Annotated in this window: 19 protein-coding genes and 1 pseudogene; 1 reads left to right on the top strand and 19 read right to left on the bottom strand. The window is 61.9% G+C overall.

The window, feature by feature from the left end; translation table 11 throughout:
* Window positions 1-105: 105 nt before the first annotated feature.
* From ACRRNM_RS09545 to ettA, 15 genes and pseudogenes are all read right to left on the bottom strand, one after another.
* A complete protein-coding gene (locus ACRRNM_RS09545) occupies window positions 106-786 on the bottom strand; it encodes an outer membrane protein (protein ID WP_435627993.1) in 681 nt (226 codons plus the stop codon).
* 121 nt (window positions 787-907) lie between these two features.
* Window positions 908-2,179, bottom strand: coding sequence for a TIGR03862 family flavoprotein (locus ACRRNM_RS09540; protein ID WP_435627992.1), 1,272 nt, complete (start codon window positions 2,177-2,179; stop codon window positions 908-910).
* A 23-nt stretch (window positions 2,180-2,202) separates the two neighbouring features.
* Entirely contained in the window at window positions 2,203-2,580 is a 378-nt protein-coding gene (locus ACRRNM_RS09535) for a KTSC domain-containing protein (RefSeq protein ID WP_435627991.1), read from the bottom strand.
* Window positions 2,581-2,585: 5 nt separating this feature from the next.
* Window positions 2,586-3,761, bottom strand: coding sequence for a GGDEF domain-containing protein (locus ACRRNM_RS09530; protein ID WP_435627990.1), 1,176 nt, complete (start codon window positions 3,759-3,761; stop codon window positions 2,586-2,588).
* Window positions 3,758-4,129, bottom strand: coding sequence for a HigA family addiction module antitoxin (locus ACRRNM_RS09525; protein ID WP_435627989.1), 372 nt, complete (start codon window positions 4,127-4,129; stop codon window positions 3,758-3,760). Before ACRRNM_RS09525 ends, ACRRNM_RS09530 begins: the two co-directional genes overlap by 4 nt.
* Before the next feature lie 36 nt (window positions 4,130-4,165).
* Entirely contained in the window at window positions 4,166-4,798 is a 633-nt protein-coding gene (locus ACRRNM_RS09520) for an NAAT family transporter (protein ID WP_435627988.1), read from the bottom strand.
* A gap of 145 nt (window positions 4,799-4,943) precedes the next feature.
* The gene (gene rsgA / locus ACRRNM_RS09515; RefSeq protein ID WP_435627987.1) at window positions 4,944-6,002 is read right to left on the bottom strand and encodes a ribosome small subunit-dependent GTPase A; all 1,059 of its coding nucleotides are present in this window, start codon (window positions 6,000-6,002) and stop codon (window positions 4,944-4,946) included.
* 101 nt (window positions 6,003-6,103) lie between these two features.
* Window positions 6,104-7,264 carry a DUF6575 domain-containing protein gene (locus ACRRNM_RS09510; protein WP_435627986.1) on the bottom strand — a complete coding sequence of 387 codons (1,161 nt, stop codon included), beginning with the start codon at window positions 7,262-7,264 and terminating at the stop codon, window positions 6,104-6,106.
* Window positions 7,251-7,772, bottom strand: a complete 522-nt coding sequence (locus tag ACRRNM_RS09505; protein ID WP_435627985.1) for a hypothetical protein — start codon at window positions 7,770-7,772, stop codon at window positions 7,251-7,253. The genes ACRRNM_RS09510 and ACRRNM_RS09505 overlap by 14 nt, the downstream gene beginning before the upstream one ends.
* Before the next feature lie 66 nt (window positions 7,773-7,838).
* Window positions 7,839-8,246: a type II toxin-antitoxin system VapC family toxin gene (locus tag ACRRNM_RS09500; RefSeq protein WP_435627984.1), complete on the bottom strand. Its 408-nt coding sequence runs from the start codon at window positions 8,244-8,246 to the stop codon at window positions 7,839-7,841.
* Window positions 8,246-8,485: a hypothetical protein gene (locus ACRRNM_RS09495; protein ID WP_435627983.1), complete on the bottom strand. Its 240-nt coding sequence runs from the start codon at window positions 8,483-8,485 to the stop codon at window positions 8,246-8,248. The genes ACRRNM_RS09500 and ACRRNM_RS09495 overlap by 1 nt, the downstream gene beginning before the upstream one ends.
* 112 nt (window positions 8,486-8,597) lie before the next feature.
* Window positions 8,598-8,777 (bottom strand): annotated as a pseudogene (locus ACRRNM_RS09490) (energy-dependent translational throttle protein EttA); the annotation flags it as partial.
* A 23-nt stretch (window positions 8,778-8,800) separates the two neighbouring features.
* Window positions 8,801-9,151 (bottom strand): DUF5615 family PIN-like protein, encoded by a 351-nt coding sequence (locus tag ACRRNM_RS09485; protein ID WP_435627982.1) that lies wholly within the window; start codon window positions 9,149-9,151, stop codon window positions 8,801-8,803.
* Window positions 9,148-9,372, bottom strand: a complete 225-nt coding sequence (locus tag ACRRNM_RS09480) for a DUF433 domain-containing protein (RefSeq protein WP_435627981.1) — start codon at window positions 9,370-9,372, stop codon at window positions 9,148-9,150. Before ACRRNM_RS09480 ends, ACRRNM_RS09485 begins: the two co-directional genes overlap by 4 nt.
* Before the next feature lie 131 nt (window positions 9,373-9,503).
* A complete protein-coding gene (gene ettA / locus ACRRNM_RS09475) occupies window positions 9,504-11,168 on the bottom strand; it encodes an energy-dependent translational throttle protein EttA (RefSeq protein WP_435627980.1) in 1,665 nt (554 codons plus the stop codon).
* A 165-nt stretch (window positions 11,169-11,333) separates the two neighbouring features.
* Between ettA and ACRRNM_RS09470 the strand changes: the two genes are divergently transcribed.
* The gene (locus ACRRNM_RS09470; protein WP_435627979.1) at window positions 11,334-11,756 is read left to right on the top strand and encodes a ferritin-like domain-containing protein; all 423 of its coding nucleotides are present in this window, start codon (window positions 11,334-11,336) and stop codon (window positions 11,754-11,756) included.
* A gap of 142 nt (window positions 11,757-11,898) precedes the next feature.
* On the opposite strand, the gene ACRRNM_RS09465 is transcribed toward ACRRNM_RS09470, so the two are convergent.
* From ACRRNM_RS09465 to dnaK, 4 genes are all read right to left on the bottom strand, one after another.
* Window positions 11,899-14,589 carry a cation-translocating P-type ATPase gene (locus ACRRNM_RS09465; protein ID WP_435627978.1) on the bottom strand — a complete coding sequence of 897 codons (2,691 nt, stop codon included), beginning with the start codon at window positions 14,587-14,589 and terminating at the stop codon, window positions 11,899-11,901.
* A gap of 18 nt (window positions 14,590-14,607) precedes the next feature.
* On the bottom strand, window positions 14,608-15,723 hold the full coding sequence (gene dnaJ, locus ACRRNM_RS09460; RefSeq protein WP_435628666.1) for a molecular chaperone DnaJ: 1,116 nt from the start codon (window positions 15,721-15,723) through the stop codon (window positions 14,608-14,610).
* Window positions 15,724-15,807: 84 nt separating this feature from the next.
* Window positions 15,808-18,225 (bottom strand): Lon protease family protein, encoded by a 2,418-nt coding sequence (locus ACRRNM_RS09455; RefSeq protein ID WP_435627977.1) that lies wholly within the window; start codon window positions 18,223-18,225, stop codon window positions 15,808-15,810.
* 170 nt (window positions 18,226-18,395) lie between these two features.
* Window positions 18,396-20,291, bottom strand: a complete 1,896-nt coding sequence (dnaK, locus tag ACRRNM_RS09450) for a molecular chaperone DnaK (protein ID WP_435627976.1) — start codon at window positions 20,289-20,291, stop codon at window positions 18,396-18,398.
* Window positions 20,292-20,317: the final 26 nt, after the last annotated feature.

The raw sequence follows: 20,317 nt of genomic DNA, 5'->3' as shown, positions 1-20,317 counted from the left end.
AAGAAACTGAAAAAGAAATCGCCCTTGCGGGCGCGGTTTAAAACTGGGCCACTCCCTTGGACGGTCGCGGGAGCCGTCGAGATGGTATCAGAAAGAAGGGAAAGATCAGAACCGGTAGTTCACGCCGAGTCCGAGGCAACTCAGCTCCTGCCTGAACGAATAATCGGCGATCACCCCGTCGGTGTAGGCGATCGTGACCGTTTTGCTGCCGAAATCCGCGTAGCTGTACTCCACATAAGCCGATACGTTCCGGCCGATCTTGCGCTCCAGGCCGATGCCCAGAATCCACCCGCCGCGCGTGGCTTTCGTGTTCCCGGTATAGGGCACGCCGAAAAGCGGGGCCGGGTCGGAATCGTCGTGGCTGGTTCTCGCCCATGCACCCCCGCCTTTCAGGTAGGCGAGCGTGGCCGGCCGAAGCTCATAGCCGATCCGGCCGGTAAGGGAAACCAGGGACTTGATGTCGTAGGTGACGGTATCCGCAGGGCCGCTGCCGTTGAGGTACTGGTGGCTCCCGCTTAAATTCGCCTTGTCCGCGGAGAGTTGCGCGCCCCACACCCAGTCAGCGGTCTGGCGGTCACAACCCAACTGCCCCCCGAGCGCGCCGCCGCTGGCCGTGGCGGAACCGATGGGAGCGCCGATGGCCAAGTCAGTGCCGCTTATGTGGGCCCAGCCATATCCGGCATTGACCCCCATGTAGCATCCGTTCCAGCCTGCGGGAGCCTCGGCATGCGCCTGCCGGGGGGCTCCCGCCGCCAGCAGGCAGAGCAGAATCGCATGGGTTCTCATTCATGTTCTCCCGGGATTCAAAGGACGTCGAACATGATGCCTTTGCGCTTCTTTAATATGGAATACAGGCAACACCCCAGTTCAGGGTGGTGAGACCGCGTACTGGCCGTTCCCGCCAGCGCTAATCCTTCTCGGCACGGCGGACGCCCGCGAGCCATTCCAGCACGCCACGGCCGGCGTGGCGTCCGCTGGCGAAACAGGCGGTCAGCAGGTAGCCGCCGGTGGGCGCCTCCCAGTCGAGCATCTCGCCGGCGCAGAACACGCCGGGGAGGTCGCGCACCATCAGGCGCCCGTCCAGCGCCTCGAAGAGCACGCCGCCCGCGCTGCTGATCGCTTCGTCCAGCGGACGCGGCGCGATGAGGCGCAGCGGCAGGGACTTGATCGCGGCGGCCAGCCGCTCGGGGCGGTCGAAATCCTCCCTCGGCAGCAACTCGCGCAAAAGCCCGCTTTGCACGCCCGCGATCTTCGCCCGGCTCTGCAGATGGCTGGACATCGAGCGTGAACCGCGCGGGTGATTCACTTCGGCGCTGATCCGCTGCAGGTCCTTGCCGGGTGCCAGGTCGATGCGGATGACGGCCTCGCCCCTTGCCTCGATTTCGTCGCGCAGCATCGCGGACAGGGCATAGATCGGGCCGCCTTCCACCCCCGTTGCTGTCACCATCACGTCGCCGCGCCTGGAATGGACATGGCCCGCCGCACCGGTGAAGCTCACGCCCACCGCCTTCAGCGGCTGCCCGGCGAATTTCTCGCTGAAGTGCAGGCTCCATCCGGCATCGAAACCGCAATTCGCGGGCCGCAACGGCGCGACAGGGATGCCGAGCTGTGCAAGCAGCGTCACCCATGCGCCGTCGGAGCCGAGCCGCGCCCAGCTTCCCCCACCCAGCGCGAGCACCGCCGCATCGGCCTGCACAATGGCCTCTCCCCCGACCGTGTCGAAACGCAGCGCGACGGTTTTGCCATCCGCGCTTTCATCGGCCCAGCCGCGCCAGCGATGGCGCAGGTGAAAATGCACGCCGTTCTCGCGCAAACGGCGCAGCCAGGCGCGCAGCAGCGGCGCGGCCTTCATGTCGGACGGAAACACGCGCCCCGAACTGCCGGCAAAGGTCTGGATGCCGAGGCCATGCACCCACTCCCGCAGCGCATCCGGCCCGAATCCTTCGAGCAGCGGCTCGATCTCGGCGCGGCGCGCGCCGTAACGCGAGAGGAAATCCTCCAGCGGCTCGGCATGCGTGATGTTGAGGCCTCCCTTGCCCGCCCGCAGCAGCTTGCGCCCCACGGTCGGCATGGCATCGTAGAGATCGACCCGCGCACCGCCCTCAACCAGCGCCTCGGCCGCCATCAGCCCGGCCGGGCCGCCGCCGATGACAGCCACCGTATACGGATTATTTTTCATTCAGCGATTCAGCACGGACGCGCTCAGGGTTTGCGGAACAACTCGTCGAGCGGGTTCTTGCCTGCGGGAGCAGTAACATGAAATTCGCGTAGCGATTCGTTCGCCTCCTCGCCCGCTTGCGGGAGAGGATTGAGGAGAGGGGAGCGGGCATGGTGAGCTTCATTATGTGGAGTGTTGGCCTCTCCATGCCCGTTGCCGGAGACACGCTTCGCTGCAAACTCCTCCTCGATGTTGTCGCGGTAGAAGCTCCACGCCGCCCCCGAGCCACTGAAGCGGCGCCAGGTATCCTCGCCGACTCCGCCATACTGCAGCGTACTGCCGTCGTCGAGTTGCACCTGCAGCAACCGGGCGCGCGTATCGTAGCCGATGGCGCGCAGCCTGCCCGAATTGATCTTCTTCATTTCCATTACGCGCTCTCCATGCCGAAGCAGACCACCCTATTGCGTCCCGCCTGCTTGGCCGCATAAAGCGCGGCATCCGCTTCCGCCAGGATCTCCTTCAGTTCGCACTTAGCGTTGGACGGGCAGAGCGCGACGCCGATGCTCACCGAGAGGGCGATTGCCTTGCCTGCGTCGGTAAACGGGGTGGCGTGGATGATCGCCCGCAAGGATTCGGCCAGCGCCAGGGCGCCTTCGCGGTCGGTGTCCGGGGCAACCACGCAAAATTCTTCACCGCCGTAGCGCCCCATGAAGTCGTAGCCGCGCAACCGCCCTTCAAGCAGCTCGGCGATCTTGCGCAGCACTTCGTCCCCCGTCGGGTGACCGTAGGTGTCGTTGATCCGCTTGAAGTGATCCACGTCTATCATCAGTAACGCCAGTGGCGCCCCATCGCGCCGTGCCAGGGCATGCTCGGCCCATTCCATCAGGGCGCGCCGGTTGGGGATGCGCGTGAGGCTGTCGGTCATCGCGAGGCGCATGATCTCGCGATCCGTGCGCTCCTTGACCATCAGCACGAAGCCGATCGAGCCCAGCAGCGCAGTCGCCATGACGGCGACATAGGTGAAGAGCTGGACGGGGTGGATGGGCAAGGCCTTCTGCGGCTGCGCGATCTCGCTCAGGCCGAACAGCGCCAGGGCCGCGCGCAGCGCGAGCACCAGCATGATCATGACGATGCCGATGAACAGCACCCGCCACGCCCGGCCCGCACGGGTCTCGCGGTCGGACAGCAGGGCGCGCGCGATCAGCGCCATCTGCAGGCCGTAAACCAGGCCGCCCCAGATGAAGCGCCCCTGCAGATCGTCCACCAGCAAGGTTGTCTGCAGCAGCGTCAGCGCGACCGGCAGCCAGTACTGCCAGCGCGGCGCCTCGCGCCGCTGGAATTCGTAAATAGCCGCGAGGATCAGCGCATGCGAGGCCGCCTTGAGGCCGTTGGCGGCGATGATCGAGAGCACATCCGGGACGATGCCGCGGGCTGCGATCAGTGTCCAGACCAGCGTCTCCAGGAGCATCGCCACCGCCCACTTGCCCATGCCGTCGTGCCTGCCGCCGCCGTTCCGGCCATAGGCGGCAAGGAACAGCGCCAGCACCGACAGCGCATAGACCAGCATCAGGGAGAACAGCAGCGTGCGAGGGTCCAGGTTCATGGTGTCACGTCATGCTCTTTCAAAAATTCGCGCCGCCTTTGGCACTCATGCAGCCAGCGACTCGAAGCGGTGTATCGGCGCCAACTGATCGCCAAGCTCCTTTGCCGCTTCCTCGGTATCGTAATCCGCCTGCAACCCCATCCAGAAACCGCTGCTCGTGCCGAAGAAAGCCGCCAGCCGCAAGGCCGTGCCGCCGTGATCGCGCGCTTGCCGGAACCGATCGCCGAGATGCGCGCCTCGGTCACGCCGATCTCCTTTGCCAAGCGGTATTGCGAAATACCGAGCGGCACCAGGAACTCCTCACGCAGCACTTCGCCGGGGTGGATGTTGCGCAGTTTACGAGAAGTTTTCTTGGTCATGATTTTCATTCAAGCGAAATCGTGGTCTGTCCCTGATTATTTCGGTCAGCCGAGCGCCGGAAACAGGCCGCGCATGCCGCTGGCGACAAACTCCACCGCGATCGCGGCGAGTATCAGCCCCATCAGGCGGGTGAACACATTGATGCCGATCTTGCCCAGCCGCTGCGCGACCCAGGGCGCGATCAGGAAGGTCAGCCAGACAGTGACGCTGAGCAGGACGATGATCAGGCCCATGATCAGATAATGCTGAAAGCCGTCTGCCTTGTGCGCCTCCACGATCACCGCGCTGATCGAGCCGGGGCCCGCCAGCAACGGTGTGGACAAAGGCACGATCGCATTCGCCGAAACTGTCTCGCCGTCAGGTTTGGCTTGCTTGCTGTTACCGTTTTCGTAAAAGCTGCCGAGCATCATCTTGATCGCCATCAGCAGCAACAAGATGCCGCCTGCCACAAGGAAAGAATTGATGCTGATACCGAAGAACGCCAGCAGCGGTTGCCCGATCAGCAAGGCCACCAGCAGGATGGCGCACACTGTCAGCGAAGCGAGGCGCCCGACCTGGGCGCGCTTGGTTGCCGTCATCTCCGCAGTAAACAGAATGATGATGGGAATGATCCCGATCGGATCAAGGATCGCGAACAGGCTGATGAAGATCTTGGTGTATTCGGTGAAATCCAGCATAGCGCTCGAACGTCAACATGTGAAAATACGGAGGAACAAACTTGGGTTTAACAAAAACAACCCGAGCTTAGCACCTTTCCTTTCTTGCGCCCTCCTTCTTGCCGGTTTCTTGTGCCCAGAATAATCCAAACGCCCGTCGATTGTTTCACTTCCGCCTCTCTTTCAACACCGACTTCACCATCTTCCCGAACGCCTTGTCCTTCTTGCGCTTGTCCAGGTAAGACATCTCGTTGAAGTCCGACTCGGCCTTGAGCTTCAGGTAGCCCTGGTAATGCGCCGGGTCCAGTGCGCCGCTCTCGATGGCCTTGCGGATCGCGCAGCCCGGCTCGTTGTTGTGGCTGCAATCGGCGAAGCGGCAGTGCGCGGCCAGCGCCGCGATGTCGGCGAAGCTATCATCCAGCCCTTCGCCCGCGCTCAAGATGCCCAGTTCGCGCATCCCCGGCATGTCGATCAGCAGTGCGCCGTTGTCGAGCGCAACCAAGTGGCGGCGCGTGGTGGTGTGCCGGCCCTCGCCGGTGCCGCTCACAGTGCCCGTCTCCAGTTCATCATGGCCCAGCAACTGGTTGATCAGCGTCGTCTTGCCCACGCCAGAAGAACCGAGCAGGCAATAGGTCTTGCCCGGCAGCATGAATTCTTGCACTTGGGCGACGCCTTCGCCCGTCACGCTGCTCAGCGGGATGATGTTGGCCGTGATGCCCGCCGCGCGGATGTTCGCCTGCATGCGCTCCAGTTCGGCAGGGCTCACCAGGTCTGTCTTGGTCAGCAGCAGCACCGGCTCGATATGCCCCTCGTTGACCATCACCAGGTAGCGCTCCAGCCTGCGCACATTGAAATCGAAATGGCACGACTGCACGACGAAGGCGACATCGATGTTCGCCGCGATCATCTGGAAATCGATGTTCTTGCCGGGAGATTTGCGCCGCAGGAAAGACCTTCTGGGCACAACCTCATGGATGCTCGCATGCGACGCCGCATCGTGATACTGCACGCACACCCAATCGCCCACGCAGGGCATGTCCACGGCAGAGGCGGCGGCGTGCAGGAACTTGCCCGTCAGCTCGGCGGGTACCTCGCCCGCTTCGTTGCGCACCACATAGCGCCCGCGGTCCACAGCCGTCACGCGCGCTAGGCGCTGGCTCGGCTCGCACAGCTTGCCGGCCTGTTCCTGAAGCTGGCTGTCCAGGCCGAGTTCGATCAACTCCATGGTGCTTGCCTCCATGACTCAGAAAAGAAAATCGCCCTTGCGGGCGATGGCTGGAAAACTATTGCGATGCTGACCCCATTAGCTCTAGCTCGATAGCCCCTTTAACTCTGATTGCTCGAAACTTCAAACAATGTGTAAGTCCACTTTTCCCTTTCTGTAAGCGGATCAACGACACAGACCTCTTGAACTATTGCAGTAATCATACTTGGAACTTCAAAGTGTCCACCTTCTAATTGTTTAGAAAGTTTCCCCTTAATCAACTGACCATCGTTAGGAATCATTGCAAAGAAATCACTCTCAATATCTACACCAACAAGCTTTCCCGAGTAAGTCCGTATTTGTGTCATTGCATCATCCGTCTCTTCAAGTTTTTGAAGAGTGCGCTTGAGCTTGTCGAAGCTTATACGAGAACTCACCTCACTACCGAAAGGCGAGCTCCAATCCGTTGACAAAGAGACTTCCGAATCCACCAACACATGAAGTAAATGCTTAAATCTGCTTCTTGCTAACACATTAAAGCTTTTGAGCCTCTCTGGTATGCATTCAGGTACATCGGTATCTCGTAGAAGTTCAGCCAATATTTTTGCCGCCTGAACACCCTCGTCATTACTAACAAGCTCACCAGATTTTGACTGCAATCTAATACCTATGGAGCTCGCAAAAACTGTCGTGAAGAGCAATTCATTCTTAAACTTAACTTCCTCAGGAATACGCTTTAATTCCCGATTCGAAGCGCAGGCAAAAGCATTCACGGCATTCTGCACAGCCTCCAGAATCTTCCCTAACTTTCCACAGCCAATTTCGTATTGATTGGAGATTCTTCCGAGAGCCACATCGAATACTTGGCGATTCGTTGCCTTAGCCTGTTCAAGTGCAGTTGAAATTTTTGCCGGTAATGTTGACGATGGAAGATCAAGAAAGTCATCGGCTTCTGGAAGCCACTCCGGCTTAATTTGAGATTGTTTTAGGAGGGCAATATCAAATTGCGTTGGTGAGAATTTGACTTCGTATGCGAAGCCCTCTTCTGGCTCGGACAATGCTTTTGAAATTGAAATGTGAGCATTCTTTAATGCTAAATAACGAGCGGGACTGACTCGCAAATATAGCCAGCTATTTAGCTCCCTCACTCCATCAAGCCAATAGACCAAATAAATTTGCCCAACGTTATCTTTGCAGCTATATAACTTTGGGCCATCGTAGTAATCAAGTACCTCCCAAGGTACCAATTCCTTGATGACATTTTCAATATTATGCTGTGGCATTATTGGTCACCAATCTGAAATTGCGATGAGGAACATCAGTCTCTAGCCACCATGTAAGGTGGAACTTTGAACACGTTTCCAAAACACGTCCGTCTTCCTTGTAAATTATTCCGATCGCGATGAGCTTTTCATTTAATTTTTGATAACGTTTTCTTTTCTTGTCTATCGCATTCTCGCTTGTAAATACTGACACTCCTTGCGCAATACACAATTTTTCTGGAGGAAATTCTCTGTGTGGAAACCCCTCGTCCATGCACGTAGGCAAGAAGTCCTCCTTGGTCAGCGGACTGCCCGACACAAGACGATACACAACCACCTCATCATTGCGAGCGTTACTCGGCGGGCATGGATCCGTTGCCATGGACGCAATCGGATATGCAGTCAGAGAATCAGGCCGCCCCTCAGCCGCAGAGGTAAGCGATATCCCGAAAGCTGGAAATGAACTGCTCGCCATTCCTTCTAGAGAACGAATATCAGATGACACAATCGGAAAGTTATTCTTTGTCATATTCTTCCAGCAAGTACACTAAATATGCTTCGAGTAAAAATCGAACTAACGGGGTCAGCATCGCAATTATTTCTCCACTTCCCAATCCTCCAACTTCAACCCCGCGATGCGTGAAAACTCTCTTGTGTTATGCGATACCAGCGTGCAGCCATTCGCTAACGCAATTGCCGCAATCTGTAAATCGTAGGGGCCGATAGGCGTACCTTTTCGCGCAAGGTCGGCGCGAATTTCTCCAGAAAGTCGCGCCGCCTTGCCATCAAACGGAAGGCTATTGAATTCGGGGAACAACGATTCGAGCAAGGCCAGATTTGCATCGCGGCGCGCGCTCTTGAATGCGCCGTAGAACAGCTCCGCCTTTACCACGTCGCACAAAACGACCTGTGACGGAGTGTGCGCTGCAAGCCGGCCTTTGACGATGGAGGATGTATTGTTGAGATGGTGAATCCAGACGTTGGTATCCGGCAAGTAAAGCATCAATCCAGCTCCGCACGCTTTTCATACTCGCCCTGCGGCTCCCGGACCAGTGGTTCGCCCTGCCACGCACCAGCGGTTCTTTCCCAGACATTATTTCCTGCAACTGGCTTTGCCTCTTTTGCGCCCGCCCCTTCATCCAGCAGGATCACGCGCACCTGTTTGCCGTTCCAATTCTGAAGCTCGCGCGGCAAGTCCACCACGCCGTCATGCGCTTTGCTGACAAATTCGACTGCCTGCATGGCTCACCTCCATTATTGATGGATGCATTCTAGTCTGTGGTGTGTGGGTTTGCCAGTCACACAACTCCACTCATGGTTCGACAGGCTCACCACGAACGGAGTTATTTGTAGCTTACCGACTAATCGGCTTATACCGAATCCGCTTAGGCTTCGCCCCTTCTTCACCCAAGCGCTTCTTCTTGTCCGCCTCATATTCCTGGTAGTTGCCGTCGAAGAACACCCACTTGGAATCGCCTTCCGCCGCGAGGATATGGGTGGCGATGCGGTCGAGGAACCAGCGGTCGTGGGAGATTGAATTATTAATCGCATTTGTTTTCATTCATGCACCACCAACGCTTCGCGAGTGACCTCGACAAATCTGCCGGATGCAAACGCCGCTTCGATCCCACTCAAATTGGCATGCAGAATTTTTTCCAGCTCTATGTTGGTGATGTTGCCGGTTGAGATCAATAGCAGCAACGGTTCACCCGTCAGCAGATAGGACTGCACGAAGTCGTCATCCTTGCTGATGACGATACGGCCCTCCTGCATGGCTCGGGTAATAAGCTCGCTATCGGCGGTGAGATTCTTCCTCGGCAGGTCGAGAGTATGCAGCGCATCATGCCCCGCTTCATTCAACCATTGGGCGAAGCGCCGAGGCAGTTGCGCATCGACCAGGAATTTCATGCTGCCAGGCGTTCCAGCCGTTTCACATGGGTCAGGCGGGCGGCGTAGGAAAGCGCGGCCAGGATATCCTCACGTTCCAGGTCTTCGTAGTCGCTCAGTATCTCTTCGGTGGTCATGCCACTAGCCAGCCACTCCAGCACATTTTCCACCGGATAGCGCAGGCCGCGTATGCAGGGCTTGCCGTGGCATACAGCGGGATCAATGGTGATGCGGTCGCTCATTGTTGCCTCCTGCTTCTGGATGAAGTCCATTCTAGTCTGTGCTGCGCAGGTTAGCCAGCACCCCGGCCACCACCCTAACCCTCCCCCTGAGGGAGAGGGCACCCTTCGACAGGCTCAGGGTGAACGGTGTGTTATCTACTAATCGGCTTATACCGAATCCGCTTCGGCTTCGCGCCCTCTTCGCCTAGGCGTTTCTTCTTGTCCGCCTCGTATTCCTGATAGTTGCCGTCAAAGAACGTCCACTTGGAATCGCCTTCCGCCGCGAGGATGTGGGTGGCGATGCGGTCGAGGAACCAGCGGTCGTGGGAGATGACCATCACGCAGCCGGCAAATTCGAGCAGGGCGTCTTCGAGGGCGCGCAGGGTTTCCACGTCGAGGTCGTTGGAGGGTTCGTCGAGCAACAGCACATTGCCGCCGGAGATCAGCGTCTGCGCGAGGTGCAGGCGACCGCGTTCGCCGCCTGACAGTTGCCCGACGATCTTGCCCTGGTCCGCGCCCTTGAAGTTGAAGCGGCCGATGTAGGCGCGCGCCGGGGTTTCGTATTTGCCCACGGTCAGAATCTCGTTGCCGCCGGAGATCGCGTCGAACACAGTCTTGTTGTTCTCCAGCCCTTCGCGCGACTGGTCGACGAAGGCGATCTTCACAGTCGATCCGATCTTCACCGTGCCGGAATCCGGCTGTTCCTTGCCGGTGATCATGCGGAACATTGTCGATTTACCCGCGCCGTTCGGGCCGATGATGCCGACGATCGCGCCCGCAGGCACCTTGAAGCTGAAGTTGTCGATCAGCAGACGGTCGCCGTAGGCTTTGCTGACGCCTTCGAACTCGATGACCTCGTTGCCGAGCCGCTCGCCGACCGGGATGAAGATTTCCTGCGTCTCGTTGCGCTTCTGGTATTCGGTGTTGGAGAGTTCCTCGAAGCGGTTCAGGCGCGCCTTGGACTTGGCCTGGCGCGCCTTGGGGTTCTGGCGCACCCATTCCAGTTCCTGCTTCATCGACTTCATGTGCGCATCGATCTGTTTGTTCTCCTGCTCCAGCCGCGCCTCCTTCTGCTCCAGCCAGCTCGAGTAGTTGCCCTTCCACGGGATGCCGTGGCCGCGATCCAATTCCAGAATCCATTCGGCGGCGTTATCCAAAAAGTAGCGGTCGTGGGTCACGGCAACCACGGTGCCGGGGAAGCGCACGAGGAACTGCTCGAGCCACTCGACCGATTCCGCGTCGAGGTGGTTGGTCGGCTCGTCGAGCAGCAGCATGTCGGGCTTTTCCAGCAGCAGCTTGCACAGCGCCACGCGGCGCTTCTCGCCGCCGGAGAGGTTCTTGATGACCGCATCCCAATCCGGCAGGCGCAACGCGTCGGCGGCGATCTCCATCTGGTGTGCGGCATCGCTGCCCCCTGCGGCGATGATGTTTTCGAGGCGCGCCTGCTCGGCAGCGAGCTTGTCGAAGTCGGCGTCCGGCTCGGCATAGGCGGCATACACCTCGTCGAGTTTCTTCTGCGCCTGCATGACCTCGCCCAAGGCGGACTCCACTTCCTGGCGCACCGTCCATTCGGGGTCGAGCTGCGGCTCTTGCGGCAGGTAGCCGATGCGGATGTTCGGCTCGCGCTGCACCTCGCCGTCGTATTCCTTGTCCACGCCCGCCATGATGCGCAGCACGGTGGACTTGCCCGAACCGTTGAGGCCGAGCAGGCCGATCTTCGCGCCGGGGAAGAAGCTGAGGGAGATGTCCTTGATGATCTGACGCTTGGGCGGGACGATTTTGCTCACGCGGAGCATCGACATTACGTATTGGGCCATTTTGCTTTGCGGATAAGAGTGTTTACGGAAGGGGCGTAGCTTAACCGATAGCGCCGGGTTTGGGGATATGGCCCGGGTACGGGTAGCGCACCGCGCGGCTACTTGCTAAGATGGGGCCGCCATTATTGCAAACCGACTATTTCGCCAAACGACAGGAGACTCCCGATGAAGATCACCATGAAGAAGCTGCTGGCCGAACTCAACAAGGATCTGGAATGGGAATATGCGGCGGCCATCCAGTACACGCAGCACGCCTCAGCGATCCACGGCGCGCAATACGATTCCATCCAGAAGGAGCTGCTGATCCACGCGCAGCAGGAGATGGCGCATGCCGTTCTGCTCTCCGACCAAATCGACTCGCTCGGCGGCGTGCCCACGGTGGACGTGGAGAAGCGCGAAATCTCCAAGGACAGCGTACAGATGCTCAAGCAGGACCTCGCGGGCGAGGAGTACGCGATCAAGCGCTACAAGGAGCGCATCGCCCAGGCCGAGGCGCTCAAGGAATACGGCCTGCGGCGCGTGCTGGAGGACATCCTGGTCATGGAAGAGGAGCACCGGCGCGACATCGCCAACGCGCTGGACAAGTAGCAAAATGGTAAGTATTGCTGCGAGCCCGTCATTCCGGGCTTGACCCGGAATCCAGCAATTATCAATAGGTGTGCTTTGCGCACCACTGGATACCGGCCTTCGCCGGTATGACGGCATTGCCTTATTGCCTGAGCGGCGGCATTCACGCCTTCCGCCTGCGCACCGCCGCCTTGCGCAACTCCTCCAGCAGCAGCATGCCTATCCCGAACGGGACGATGAACAGCCAGACCTCGATCCCCAGCGGCGCGGTGCCGAACAGCGTGTTGCCCCACGGGGTGTAGTCGATCAACAGCAACAGCATCAGCTCGAAGCCGATACCGTACCAGATCAGCGGGTTGCGGCGGTAACCACGGCCGAAGGCGGACAGCGTCGGATGGCGGCAGAGGAACACATTGACCACCTGCATCGCGATGATCGCCGTGAGACAGGCCGCGGTGGCCTGCAGGTAGAGGTTGCCGTGGTATCCCGGCAGGCTTCCGTATTGCCAGCCGCCCCCGTGCAGCACGAAGAAGAACGCAGCCATGCCCGCAACCGCCTCCAGCGGGCCCAGGAACAGGTAGGCGCGCAGCAGCGTACCCCAGTCGAGCAGCCGCTCGCCGCGCGGGCGCGGCGGGCGCTGCATGGTGTCCGGGCCGGGCTTTTCCGCGCCGAGCGCCAGCGCAGGCAGCATGTCGGTGCCGAGATCGACCGCAAGGATCTGGATGATGGTCAGCGGCAGCGGAATCCTGAACAGCACGAAGGCGAGGTAGGGCACCAGCTCGGGGATGTTCGAGGTGAGGATGTAGGTGAGGAACTTGCGCAGGTTGTCGAACACCGCGCGCCCTTCCTCGATCGCGGCGACGATGGTAGCGAAGTGGTCGTCGAGCAGGATGATGTCGGCCGCTTCCTTCGCGACATCGGTGCCTGAGACTCCCATCGCGATGCCCACGTCGGCGCACTTCAGCGCCGGCGCGTCGTTCACCCCGTCGCCGGTCACCGCGACGATCTCGCCCTTGCGCTGCAGCGCCTGCACGATGCGCATCTTCTGGTCGGCGCCGGTGCGCGCAAACAGCACTCCCGGTTCGTCGAGCAGCAGTTGCAGGTCGGTCTCCGACATGCGGCGCAGCCTGTCGCCGGTGATGGCGAGCGGCACATGCGCCATGCCGATCTCGCGCGCCAGCGCGCTCGCGGTCTCGGGGTGGTCTCCGGTGATCATGATTACGCGGATGCCGGCGGCCTTGCAGGTGGCGATTGCCTTGGGGACACCCTCGCGCGGCGGGTCGATAAGGCCAATCAACCCGGCGAAAATCAGCTCGGCTTCGCCCATCGCGGCATGCTGCGGCAAATTGCGATACGCGAGTGCGATCACGCGCAGCCCCTGTTCGGCCATCTGTTCCTGCCGCGCCAGCAGCTCGGTACGGCAGGCTTCATCCATCCGATGCTGCCTGCCATTCAGCAGGATGGCATCGCACAGCGGCAGCACGCTTTCCAGGGCGCCCTTGCAGTACAGCTTGCGGCCGTGCGGCGTGTCGCAGATCACCGACATGCGCTTGCGCTCGGTGTCGAACGGGATTTCGCCGACGCGCGGGAATACCGCGCCACCCGGCGGCACGCCCTGCAGCAGCGCGACTTCCATCGGGTCGCCCTGCCATACTTCATGCTTGTTCTGCTCGACGCGGCGCAGGTCGTGGCAATTGCGCATGATCGCGAACAGCGGCTCGGCTCCTTCCAGTTCGCCGGGTTCCATGAGCATGCCGGAATAGAACACCTGCCGGATACTCATGCGGTTCTGCGTCAATGTGCCGGTCTTGTCGCTGCAGATCACGGTGGCCGAGCCCAGCGTTTCCACGGCGGGCAGGTGGCGCACCAGCGCGTTCTTCTTCGCCATGCGCTGCGTCGCCATCGCGAGCGACAACGTGACGGTGGGCAGCAGGCCCTCCGGCACGTTGGCGACGATGATACCGATCGCGAACACCAGGTTTTCCCAGAACGACAGGCCGATCATCCGGCCGATAAGGAAAAATACAACACCGAGCAGGGTGGCGAACAGCGCGACCAGCCGGGAGAGCCGCGCAATCTCCTTTTGCAGCGGCGAGAGCGGTTCACGCGCGGTTTGTGTGAGGCGCGCGATGTTGCCGAATTCGGTGTGCATGCCGGTGGCGTACACCATGGCCTTCGCCTCGCCCGAGATCAGCGAGGTGCCGGCGTGTAGGATGTCGCGCCGCAGCATGGCCTGCTCCTCGGGTTCGGCGGCCGCATTGCGCGCCATCGGCTTCGACTCGCCGGTAAGATTGGCGGTGTTGACGCGCACGCCGAAAGCCTCGATCAGGCGGCAGTCGGCGGGCACGTCGTCGCCCGCCGCAAGCAGCACCACGTCGCCCGGCACCAGTTCCGCGACCGGTACCTGCACCGCCTTGCCGTCGCGCAACGCGGTGGTGTGGCGCGGCAACAGGTCGCGCAGCGCGGCGAGCGCCTTCTCGGCGCGGTATTCCTGCCAGAACGAGAACAGCCCGTTGACCAGGATCACGCCGAGGATGGCATAGCCCAGCGTGGCCATGCCCTGGCCAGGCTCGCGCCACTCGGCGAAGAAGGCAAGCCCGGCCGCGAGCCACAGGATCAGCGCGAAGAAGTGGGTGAATTCGCCAAGCAGCTTGCGGACAAGGGGCAGCTTTTTGGCGAGGAACAGCCCCGCGGCAAAGGGCAGTCCCGCGATGGGCGGCAGTGCGCCGATTTCCTCGATGAGGTTGGGCCCGTACTTCGCGAGCCTGCGCTTGGCGTCGGCCTGGCTCAGGCCGTCCGCGCCGCTGTGCAGGTGGGCGTAGAGTTCCTCAATGTCGCGGCGGTGCGGGTTCACGGCTCGCCCTGTTACGGGTTACTTCCACATCCTCGAGAAGCGCCCGGCCGGCTTGCCGCCGAGGGTGCGTAGCCGCTCGTACAGCTCGCGCTCCTCACCGGAAAGTTTCTCGGGCACATGCACGTCGACGCGCAAATACATTTCGCCGTAATGGCCGTTGCCGAATTCCGGCAGGCCCTTGCCCTTGAGGCGCAGCACCGCGCCGGGCTGGGTGCCGGGCGGGATGGTCACGCTGGCCGAGCCGTCCAGTGTCGGCACTTCCAGCGTCGCGCCGAGCACGGCATCGGTCAGCGGAATGGCTTCCTGGCGCAGCAGATCGGCGCCGGCCCGCTCGAAGCGCGGGTCGCGCCGGGTGCGCACCACCACGAACAAGTCACCGTCCACACCGCCCGCCTCGGGCCTGGGCATACCCTTGCCGGGAATGCGCAGCGCCATACCTTCCTCGACACCTCTGGGGATTTTCACCGTCAGGTTTTCCTCACGCTCGACCTCGCCGCTGCCGCCGCAGGCCTTGCAGGGGTGTTCGATGATGCTGCCGCGCCCGTGGCAGACGGGACACACGCCGATCTGCTGGATCAGGATATGCTCCTTTTCCTTGCGGTGGCTGCGCGTGACGCGCCCGGTGCCTTCGCATGCGTCACATTTCTTTGGCGCGGCACCGCCCTCGGCGCCCGTGCCGCGGCAGGCTGGGCAGGAAACAGGGCGGCTCAGGCGAACCCGCTCCTCGCCGCCGCTGGCCACCAGTTCCAGCGGGATGGAAAGTTCCATCTCGATGTTCGCGCCGCGCGGCGGCCCGGCATCGCGGCGGAAGAACCCCTCGAAGGGGCTGCCCATGCCGAAATCGAAGTTGAGCCCGCCGAAGATGTCCTCGAAGTTGATGCCGCCGAACAGGTCCTCGCGGCTGAAGCCCTCCACGCCGGCGAAGCCGCGCGCATCGTATTCGGCGCGCTTCTTCGGGTCGGACAGGATCGCATAGGCTTCGGCAATTTCCTTGAAGCGATCCTCGGCGCCCTGCTCCTTGTTGCGGTCGGGGTGGTATTTGAGCGCGAGGCTGCGGAAGGCGTCCTTGATCGCCTTCTGGTCGGCATTTCGGGCGACGCCGAGCACCTCGTAGTAGTCGCGTTGTGCAGGAATGATGTTCTCCTGAATTTGAGTGTAGGTCGGGTTTTAACCCGACACATCGGGCTAAAGCCCGACCTACGCCAGGTGCGAAGATGATCAGTCCGGGGCTTTCTTTTCGCCGGAGTTTTTGCCGAGACGCTTGGCGAAGGTCGCCCTGATCTCGTTGAGCTGGGCGAGTCGCACCGCAACCCTGCGGTTGACGCTGCCCTCCGGGTACTCGCCCTTGTCGTCCGCCTCCCCGGCCGGCAGGCCGGTCAGCAGGGCGACGGCCTCATCGACATGCTCCACGGCGTAGATGCGGAACTGCCCGGCCTCGGCGGCCGCGACCACGTCGTGGCGCAGCATCAGGTGCTTCACGTTGGCGGCGGGAATCAGCACACCCTGCTCGCCGTTCAGGCCGCGCGCCTTGCAGATGTCGAAGAAGCCCTCGATCTTCTCGTTGACCGCGCCGATCGCCTGCACCTGGCCGAGCTGGTTCACCGAGCCGGTCACCGCAAGCGACTGCCTGATCGGCGCCTCCGCGAGGTTGGAGAGCAGCGCGCAGAGTTCGGCCAGCGAGGCGCTGTCGCCGTCGACCATGCCGTAGGACTGCTCGAACACCAGGCTCGCGGAGAGCGCGAGCGGCTGGTTCTTGGCATAGCGCGCGGCCATGAAGGAGGAGAGGATCATCATGCCCTTGGAGTGGATCGCGCCGGAGAGCTTTACCTCGCGCTCGATGTTGACCATGTCTCCTTCGCCGAGCCGGGTGTTGGCGGTGATGCGGGTCGGCTGGGCGAACGCGAAGTTGCCCAGTTCGAGCACCGAGAGGCCGTTGATCTGCCCCGTCACCGCGCCCTGCGTCGCGATCATCAGGGTGTCGCGCAGGATCGCCTCGTGCAGGCGATCCCTCATCCGGTCGAGCCGTTTGATCTGCGTGTCGATCGCGCGCTGCACGTCGGAAGCCTCTACCGCACCGCGGCCAGCCTCGCGCGCCCAGTAATCGGCCTCGCGCAAGAGGTCCGCCACGCTGCGCATGTGCGTGGAAAGCCGCTCTGCATCGCCCGCGAGGCGCGCGCTGTGCTCGATCACGCGCGCCACCGCGCCGCGGTCGAACGGCAGCAGCGACTCCTTGCGCGCCAGCGTGGCGACAAGGCGAGCGTAGAGCTGGTGCGTATCCTTGTTGCGCTCGATGCGCTCCTCGAAGTCCGCTGCGACCTTGAACAACTCGCCGAACTCCGGGTCATATTGCTGCAGCAGGTAATAGAAAATGCGGTCGCCGAACAGCACCACCTTGATGTCCAGCGGGATCGGCTCGGGCTCCAGCGAGACGGTGCTGACCAGGCTGAACATCTGCCCCAGCGATTCGATGCGGATCTCGCGCTTCTGCAGCGCCCGCTTCAGCGCCTCCCAGGCGAAGGGCTGCACCAGCACCTTGCGGATGTCCAGCAACAGGTAGCCGCCATTCGCGCGGTGCAGCGCGCCCGGTTTGATCAGCGTGAAATCCGTGACCAGCGCGCCGAGCTGCGCGATATGTTCGAGCCGGCCGACCAGGTTGCTGTAGGTCGGGTTGTCCTCGCTGACGATGGGTGAGCCGGCTTTTTCGCCGTTGGTCACCAGCGCGTTCACCCGGTAGCGATGGAAGGTATGGCGGGCGACCATAGTCATGCCGTCGAAGGCGACGGACTCTTCCTGCTTGCGGAAGTCGTCCACGTTGTCGACCATGTCCTGCTGCACCGCATCGAGGTATTTCAGCACCTCTGGCAAGTCGTGATAGGCCTCGCGCAGTTCGTCGACGAGATGGCCGACCGCCGACAGGGTGGTCTCGCGGTCGAGCTGCTTGATGCGCTCGTGCAGCTCCTTGCGCCAGGGCTGGATCTGACGCAGGGTTTTTTCCAGCCGCTCCTGCAGGTCGGCGATGGTCGCCTCCACGCGCTTCTTTTCCTCGTCCGGCAGCTTCTCGTATTCGCCCGGCGGAATCACCTCGTGGTCGCGGGTCGGCGCGAAGGCGAAGCCGTCCGGGGTGCGCAGCAGCATGATCTGCTGCTTCGCCGCCTCCTCGCCCAGTTCCTTGAAGGCATGCTCCTCGCGCTTGCCGAACTCCTCATGGATCGCCCCCGCCTTGGCGCGGTATTCGTCGCTCTCGAACAGCGCAGGAATGGCGGTGCGCAAATAATCCACCAGCTGCTCCATGCGGCGGCGCAGCTCCGACCCCCTGCCGGGCGGGAGCCTCAGCGCCTGCGGCTTGTGCGGCTTGTCGAAATTGTTGAGATAGCACCAGTCGTCCGGCTTGTGTCCGTCCTTCGCCTTCTTCTCGAGAAATTGCCGCACCATGCTGCTCTTGCCGATGCCGGAGGGGCCGAGCACGAAGAGGTTGTAGCCTTCATGACGGATGCCCGCGCCGAAATGCACGGCATCCATCGCGCGCATCTGTCCGATGATCTCGGTCAGGTCATCCAGATCCGCCGTGGTCTGGAAGCCGAACTGGGCGGGGTCGCAGGGATGGTGCAGCTTTTGCGTTTCCAGTAGGGCAGTCATTTTTTCTCCCGGACGAGTTATCTAAATGCCTCATTCGAACCACGAAGAACACGAAGAAAAAACAAGGCGCTCCCAAAATTAGGGCGTCTTTGGCGGCAAACGCTCAACACCATACAACTCCATACCTTCGTGGCCTTCGTGTCCTTCGTGGTGAACCGTATTTTTCAGGGCTACTTGTTTTCCTTGTACTCCGCATCCACGACCTTGCCGCGTGGGCCCGAGCCGGAAGGGCGCGGCTCGCCGGTCGAGGCGCCTACGTTGGGCGGCGGCTCGGGGCCTTCCCAGCGCGTCTCCGCGTAGGGCTGTCCCTTGGGCGCCTGGCCCGACTGCGCATAGAGCACCGCCCCGGCCTCCTGCAGCACCTTCTTCAGCGTCTCGGCGCGCTCGGTCGCAAGCGGCGCGTCCTTCTTCATCAGCGCTTCCTTGGTTTCGTGCAGCGCGAACTCGATGCGCTTCTTCAGCTCGTCGGTGAGCTTGTCGGCGAAGCTGGCGAGCATCTTTTCGGCCTCGTAGCAGCCTGCATCCGCGGCATTGAGCTTTTCCGCATCGTCGCGCCGCTTCTTGTCCGCATCGGCGTAGCGTTCCGCCTCTTCCACCATGCGCTTCTTGGTGTCTTCCGCAAGCCGTGTGGAGCCGGTGATGTTGATCGACTGCGTCTTGCCGCTGGCGGTATCCTTCGCCGAGACGCTGAGGATGCCGTTGGAATCGATGTCGAACGCCACCTCGATCTTGGGGACGCCGCGCGGCGCGGGCGGCAGGCCGTCGAGGTTGAATTCGCCGAGGCTGGTGTTGTCGGACGACATCGGCCGCTCGCCCTGGAAGACGTGGATGGTGACGCTGGTCTGCATGTCGGCGGCGGTGGTGAAGGTCTCGCTGCGCTTGACCGGGATCGGCGTGTTGCGCGCAATCAGCGGGGTGGCGATGCCGCCGAGCGTCTCGACGCCGAGCGTAAGCGGCGTCACGTCCACCAGCACGATGCCGCCGACCTCGCCCGCGAGCACCCCGGCCTGGATCGCCGCGCCCGCGGCGACGCATTCCATCGGGTCGACGCCCATCTCGGCCTTGCGCCCGAAGATGTCCTCAAAAAAACTGCGCACCACCGGCATGCGCGTCGGCCCGCCGACGAACACCACGCGATCCACATCCTTCGGCACGATGCCCGTATCGTGCAGAGCCTGCTCGACCGGCCCCTTGCAGCGCTCGATCACCGGGCGCACAAGGCGCTCCAGCTCGGTGCGGTTGAGGTCGAGCTCGAGGTGGCGCGGCTCGCCGTTGACGGTGGCGAGATACGGCAAGCTGACATGGGTGGTGACGCTCGCGGTAAGTTCGATCTTGGCGGTCTCGGCGGCCTCGATGAGGCGCGCGGCTGCCTTGGGGTCGTTGCGCACGTCCACGCCGGTGGCCATCTGGAAGCGCTCGACGAGGTGCTCATAGACGCGCTGGTTCATGTCGGTACCGCCGAGCTTGGTGTCGCCGCTGGTGGCCTTGACCTCGAACACGCCCTTGCCGAATTCCATGATGGTCACGTCCAGCGTGCCGCCGCCGAGGTCGATCACCGCGATGCGCAGCTCCTGCCCCGCGCGGTCGAGGCCGTAGGCGAGCGAGGCGGCGGTGGGCTCGTTGACGAGGCGCACCACCTCCAGCCCGGCAATGCGGCAGGCATCCTTGGTCGCGGCGCGCTGGTTGTCGTCGAAATAGGCCGGCACCGTCACCACCGCCTTCTCCACCGGCTCGCCGAGGAAGGCCTCGGCATCGCGCTTGATCTTCTGCAGCAAAAAGGCGGAAAGCTGCTCGGGCGAATAATCCTTGTCCCGCAGCCGGGTGTTTTCGCGTTTGCCCATCCTGCGTTTGAAGGCGCTCGCCGTGCCCTCCGGGTTGGAGGCCGCCTGGCGCCGCGCGGGTTCGCCGACCAACATCTGGCCGTCGGCGGTGAGCGCGACGTAGCTGGGGAAGGCCTTGCCGCCGAGGCTGACACCTTCGGCGCTGGGGATGATGACGGGACGCCCGCCGCGGAGTACGGCGGCGGCGGAATTGGAAGTGCCCAGATCAATACCGATGATGGCCATGAAACCTCCCGATATGTATTTCCTGC

Origin of the sequence: Ferrigenium straubiae (assembly GCF_051257895.1) — a bacterium.
GTDB classification, from domain to species: domain Bacteria; phylum Pseudomonadota; class Gammaproteobacteria; order Burkholderiales; family Gallionellaceae; genus Gallionella; species Gallionella straubiae.
The sequence above is the reverse complement of the archived record's forward strand: the minus strand, read 5'-3'. Positions and strand labels throughout refer to the sequence as shown.